The sequence below is a fragment of the Pseudomonas sp. genome, from assembly GCF_030690725.1.
Lineage (GTDB): Bacteria > Pseudomonadota > Gammaproteobacteria > Pseudomonadales > Pseudomonadaceae > Aquipseudomonas.
In genome coordinates this window covers 1-5,319 of record NZ_JAUYGD010000055.1, presented here as the reverse complement: position 1 = coordinate 5,319, position 5,319 = coordinate 1, and the positions used below count along the sequence as shown (strand labels likewise).

Sequence of the window (5,319 nt, the reverse complement as noted above, 5' to 3'; positions counted from 1 at the left end):
GCAAACGATTCGCGCCTGCTGCCACAGACCTTTCAAGGCGGGCACCTGAATTCGCTGGAGATTGACGGGCTTACCTTCGATGCAGGCCAGCTCAAGCAAGTAAGTCAGCGCGACTCATCCGATAGCGAAGACCTCAGCATTGCCAGCGGCGCAGCCCGCGCTATCAGCGGCGGCGGAACCCAGACGAGCGATGAATTCAACTTCGCCGGGGCGACCTACAAATGGAACAGCAACCTGGCCACCGGCTACAACTACGGCAATCTGGACGAGTTCTACAAGCAGCATATTTTCACGGTCCTGCACACCTTGCCGCTAGGTGACAAACAATCGCTGAAAACTGATCTGCGCTACGCTCGCTCCACCGACGAAGGCAACAGCAACGTCGACAACAAGGCATTCGGGGCGATGTTCACCTATGCCTTTGGCGGCCACGCACTCGGCGTTGGTTACCAGAGCATGAGCGGAGACACCGGTTACGCCTACATCAACGGCACCGATCCGTTCCTGGTCAACTATGTACAGATCGGCGACTTCGCTAACAAAGACGAAACTTCATGGCAGGCCCGCTATGACTTCAACTTTGCCAGCGTTGGCATCCCTGGCTTGACGTTCATGACCCGTTACCTGACTGGTGACAATATTGATCTAGGCGCAGGCAAAGCCGATGGTAAGGAGTGGGAGCGCAACACTGACATCGCCTATGTCTTCCAGGACGGCGTACTGAAAAACCTGGGCGTGAAATGGCGCAACGCCACACTACGTTCAACCAACTTCGGCAACGACGTTGACGAGAACCGCCTGATCGTCAGCTACACACTTCCGCTGTTGTAATCATCAAACCTCAGCGCGGAGCTAGTAGTCGAGTGCCGCGCTGAGAACCGCCCGCGCTAATAAAGTGATACTGCTGGAAGTTCAATCCCAAACATAAAGCTCCTCCCTCCATCAGATTACAAATAAGTAATCCTGTTGCGATCCTGGCGTTAGGTTCGTCTCGTTAAGCTCAAAGTACATGCATTTTGCTTGGCACGAGCTTTGATCGCCCCCATGTTCGACCCTCTCACCATCGACCACCAACTAGCACAGATCTTCTTGACCAGCGCGCGCTGCGCCTGCTTTAGGCAGGCTGCACGCAGCCTAAACTTACATATCGTCCCGATGCGCAAAAAACTCAGGAAGCTGGAGGCAACTGTAGGTACCCCGCTATTCCTTTATAAAGGACGCGAGCTCAGCCTGAGCGCAACAGGACGTGAATTACAACAACTACTGACCCAGAAATTCGGTGACCTGCATCCAGAGGACGTCAGTGTCCAGCGAGCTCTGGTACGTCTTGCGGTGCCGACGTCACTGCTCACCGACCTGCTGGCCCGTGATTTGATCTCCTGGCTGCGTAATGACGCGGCCGTGAGACTAGAAATCATCCCACAGGAGGGCGAGCCCGAGAGGCTGGCAGAGGTCATGATTTGGATCACCGATCCCGGCACGGCAAGACCGACTCCAAGCTTTGCAATGACTAAACCATTGATGCTTGCACGAATTCCCTATCGTGCCCATATGGCCAAACGTTATGCAGGTAAACGCCTACCGAGCTCTGTAGCCGACCTCAAAGATTTCATGCTGGTACAGCTCGCGGGAAACGCAACGGTTGACAGTTTCGAACCATGGAATCAGCTGATCCGTCAGCGCCGAAGTGCGGTCATTCAAGTGCATTCACAAGAGTGGGTCGTTGACTTGCTGCGTAACTCCTCCTGCATTGGCCTGCTACCTGGCTACATCTCCCATGTAGACCGTAACCTGCTGCCCCTTGACGAGTTATTCGAGACTGCCTTGGAACGGGTGGTCTGGATTTCAACGTCCCCGCTGGCAGCAGAGCGATCAGAAGTGCAGACACTGGTGTCGCTCATCTACAAAGCCTTTGAAGATCGCCACAACTGGTTCACTCAGTAGCCCTGAGTGTGGAGGCCGGGAGATTTAATACGCTCTGCTGGCTAACGTTGATACCTTGGGCCGGAAAAATATGAACACACTGCTGCTAGTGTTCCGCATCAAGATGTCTGCCACTCCAAGTGGGCGAGGTATGAGGTGGTCCGGGGCTACTATCCATCAGTGGATGCAGGTCGAATTGGGCTGTTTGAAGCTGCGTGAGAGCGGGGTCTATGCTCGTTCTGGGCATGGTGTTCGTCAGAAACACCGCTGCTATTTGTATTGCGCCTGTTGATCAGCTGGAAAGCACGCAGTGTAAGCTTTATAGTAATCATACCTGTCAGGAAATATCTGTATTTCTTCTGACCTTTTGAGGCTCTTATGTCCGTCGCAGAAGCTATTTCGAATCGAATCAAGCACATGCAAAAGGGTAGACCCTTTGCCGGCGCAGTGTTCGCGCAGGTCGGCTCCCGTGCGTCGGTTGATAAAGCACTCTCGCGGCTGGTGCATGCGGGCTCTCTGGAGCGCGTCACTCGCGGCGTCTACATGCGTCCAAAGCTGAGCAAGTACACTGGCAAGGTTCGCCCGAGCCCGTTGGCCGTGATGGAAGTCATCACCAAGGCGAACGGCGAGACGATCCAGATGCACGGTGCAGAGGCCGTTCGCAGGCTGGGCCTCAGCACGCAAATGCAGGTGCTTCCGACCTATTACACCAGCGGTTCGAGTCGCGAAATCAAGGTTGGTAATGCGGTGGTACGCCTCAAACACGTCTCCAGTAATCGCTTGCAGCATGCCGGCACAAAGGTCGGGATGGCGCTCATCGCTCTGTATTACATCGGCAAAGAGGGACTATCCGCCCAGGTGGTTTCCAAGATCACCAGTGCGCTCAGCAGTGAAGAACTGAACAAGCTCCGGGCCTGCAAGATGCCGGAATGGATGCGGTCGGCATTGAGCCTTGCCGCTAAGGAAACAGAGTGCCTGAGTCCTACTTCGACATACCCGTAACTGAGCAAGGCGAACTACTAGGGGTTGCCGCAACGGAGACCGGGCGCTCGCCCAGTGTGATCGAGAAGGACATCTGGCTGTCTCTCGTACTCCAGCACCTCTTTGCAACGCCAAACCGCAAGGCGATGGCGTTCAAAGGGGGCACCTCGTTATCGAAGGTTTACTCGGTGATCAAGCGTTTCTCTGAGGATGTAGACGTGACCATCGACTATCGGCAACTGGGTTGCGAACTCCCATTATCTGAACTCAGCAAGCTGTCCGGTCGGCAGCGTACGCAGATTGGCGACGCCCTCAAGGTCGAGGTATCGCGTTATACCCATGAGGTGGTACAGCCGCATCTTAAATCCGAGCTAGCCAAGCTGGCCTGCGGTGCCGAGTGCGAAGTTAGTATCAGCGAGAATGGGGAGGAACTGCACGTTTACTACCCGTCACGGGTTGCAGACCGGGGCGGCTACATGCGTGATTACGTGCTGGTGGAGTTCGGTGGTCGCAATATTATCGACCCTAACGCAGTTCACACCATCCAGCCCGACGTTGCTGAGTTGTTTCAGGGCGTGGCATTTCCACGGGCCGAGGGAGTTGTAGTATTGGCACCGGAGCGTACTTTCTGGGAAAAGGTGACGTTAATCCATGCCCAGTGCAACAAGCAAATCACAGAAGGCCGTGAGCGGATTTCCCGTCATTGGTATGACCTTGCCATGCTGGCGCAGCATGGGATCGGCAAGCGGGCCATGAACGATCTTGAACTGTTGGCGAATGTGATCGACCTCAAGAACGTGTTCTACAGGAGCGCGACGACGCACTATGAGCGCTGCTTGGCTGGCGAACTGAATCTGCTGCCTGACGGCGACAATCGGGTTCTGTTAGAAAAGGATTACCTCAACATGCAAGAGGCCGGCATGCTCAACGGGCATGTATATCCCATGACGCAAATCCTCGATGAGCTATCGGCGCTCCAAAAGCAGATCAATCAACGTGGATCTCTCTAGCCCTTACGGACACACAAAGGAGATTAGGCTGTCAGTCACAAGCGGATCGAAGTGATCAAGGCGGTTGATTTTGGTCGCTCGTTCTCCATTCAGTACACTGTCCCTCGGGGCCGTAGGACTCGTTGACGGGAAACCGTCTCCCCCCAGCGGAAAATTAGGAGAGTTGCTGTGACCATGGTTCATGAGCGCACCCGTAGCGTGGTGCAGACAAGAGACTTCTTGCGCGACTTATCTAGGGATTCATCCCTGCCTGAATCCATACGCCTCCAGGCTGAACGCCTTCTACGACATTACCCGGAAGCAGCTGATATCTGGCTAGCTGGCAAGCTTGAAGAGCGGCGGAGAGAGGAATTGTCCTTGTTGGCGGACAAGTATGAGCCTCTACATCCGGCATTGGGCTGCTGGTTAGCAGCTGAGCCGCTGTTCTGTGATGAAAGCTCAACCACGAAATAGATTGATTTCTACCTCCAGCAGTAGGCTCTGCCGGCTCCAATTCTTTACTTTTTTCAATGCGACTTTGAGGCACCTGCGTTCATTTTCTGAGCTGCCGCCGGCAAGCCTTCGAGTTTCTGCCTCGAACTGGGATAAGCGTCCGGCTAACAATTCCGGATTGGCCCCGCGCTTCCGCCTTGTTAAATCCGTGTGTTCATAAAAAATGCTGTATCAATTTCACCAGCAGGGTGTCCAGACTTTTTGGGTTCAAGGTGTCAGGTTAGGCCAGCACAGTGTTCAAGTTGGTGCAGTCCCTACACCTGAGTAGTCCACAAGCAGTTAATTCACCAAAAAGTCATCTCGCTGAAACAAACAAAAACTCCCGCTCCTGCATTGAAACCCTCGCGCTGTAAGGCTTCCACTCGATCCCTAATCATCGAAATAAAATTGTCATCAAAAGTATGTGTAAGTGTAATGCATCCACCCGAGCCTGCCCCTCGTCTACCACACATGTTTTCGACGAGGATAATTACATGCTCATTGCTACCCCCAACTCTCAATGGCTTAACCGAATCACGTGCGGGCTCCTGCTGAGCGCTGGAGGACTCGGTCTCAGTCAACCAGCGGCAGCTGATTTTTTGGCAGATAGCAAAGCTGGTCTGGAAGCGCGCAACTTCTATTTCAATCGTGATTTCCGCCAAGACTCAGCAAGCCAGTCAAAACAGGAAGAATGGGCCCAGGGCTTTCTGCTGCGTTACGAATCCGGGTTCACCGAAGGGACCGTCGGTGTTGGCATCGACGCTATCGGCATGCTGGGTCTCAAGCTGGACTCCAGCGCCGACCGCTCAGGCACGGGCCTGCTCAAGCGCGATAAAGAAGCACCTCGTGCCGCGCAGGATGAATATGGTGAGATGGGCTTAACCGCGAAGCTGCGCGCCTCAAACAGCGTGCTGAAACTGGGCACGCTGCAACC

Annotated in this window: 6 protein-coding genes; all 6 read left to right on the top strand. The window is 54.4% G+C overall.

The window, feature by feature from the left end; genetic code table 11:
* Nucleotides 1-831: OprD family outer membrane porin (locus Q8O69_RS14060; RefSeq protein WP_305592933.1), on the top strand; the 831-nt coding region annotated here is incomplete at its 5' end.
* A 213-nt stretch (nucleotides 832-1,044) separates the two neighbouring features.
* Complete coding sequence (locus tag Q8O69_RS14055; RefSeq protein ID WP_090256319.1) at nucleotides 1,045-1,944, top strand: LysR family transcriptional regulator; 900 nt, start codon at nucleotides 1,045-1,047, stop codon at nucleotides 1,942-1,944.
* 357 nt (nucleotides 1,945-2,301) lie between these two features.
* Nucleotides 2,302-2,925, top strand: a complete 624-nt coding sequence (locus Q8O69_RS14050) for a type IV toxin-antitoxin system AbiEi family antitoxin domain-containing protein (protein WP_257776556.1) — start codon at nucleotides 2,302-2,304, stop codon at nucleotides 2,923-2,925.
* Nucleotides 2,895-3,914 carry a nucleotidyl transferase AbiEii/AbiGii toxin family protein gene (locus Q8O69_RS14045; protein ID WP_257776558.1) on the top strand — a complete coding sequence of 340 codons (1,020 nt, stop codon included), beginning with the start codon at nucleotides 2,895-2,897 and terminating at the stop codon, nucleotides 3,912-3,914. The genes Q8O69_RS14050 and Q8O69_RS14045 overlap by 31 nt, the downstream gene beginning before the upstream one ends.
* Before the next feature lie 174 nt (nucleotides 3,915-4,088).
* Nucleotides 4,089-4,367, top strand: a complete 279-nt coding sequence (locus tag Q8O69_RS14040) for a BPSL0761 family protein (protein ID WP_308219304.1) — start codon at nucleotides 4,089-4,091, stop codon at nucleotides 4,365-4,367.
* A gap of 512 nt (nucleotides 4,368-4,879) precedes the next feature.
* On the top strand, nucleotides 4,880-5,319 hold a 440-nt coding region (locus tag Q8O69_RS14035), incomplete at its 3' end, for an OprD family outer membrane porin (RefSeq protein WP_305592931.1).

Bases quoted from the DNA above. Each gene is read 5' to 3' on its own strand.
- Q8O69_RS14055 (WP_090256319.1), top strand. From the start codon at position 1,045: ATGTTCGACCCTCTCACCATCGACCACCAACTAGCACAGATCTTCTTG.
- Q8O69_RS14050 (WP_257776556.1), top strand. From the start codon at position 2,302: ATGTCCGTCGCAGAAGCTATTTCGAATCGAATCAAGCACATGCAAAAG.
- Q8O69_RS14040 (WP_308219304.1), top strand. From the start codon at position 4,089: ATGGTTCATGAGCGCACCCGTAGCGTGGTGCAGACAAGAGACTTCTTG.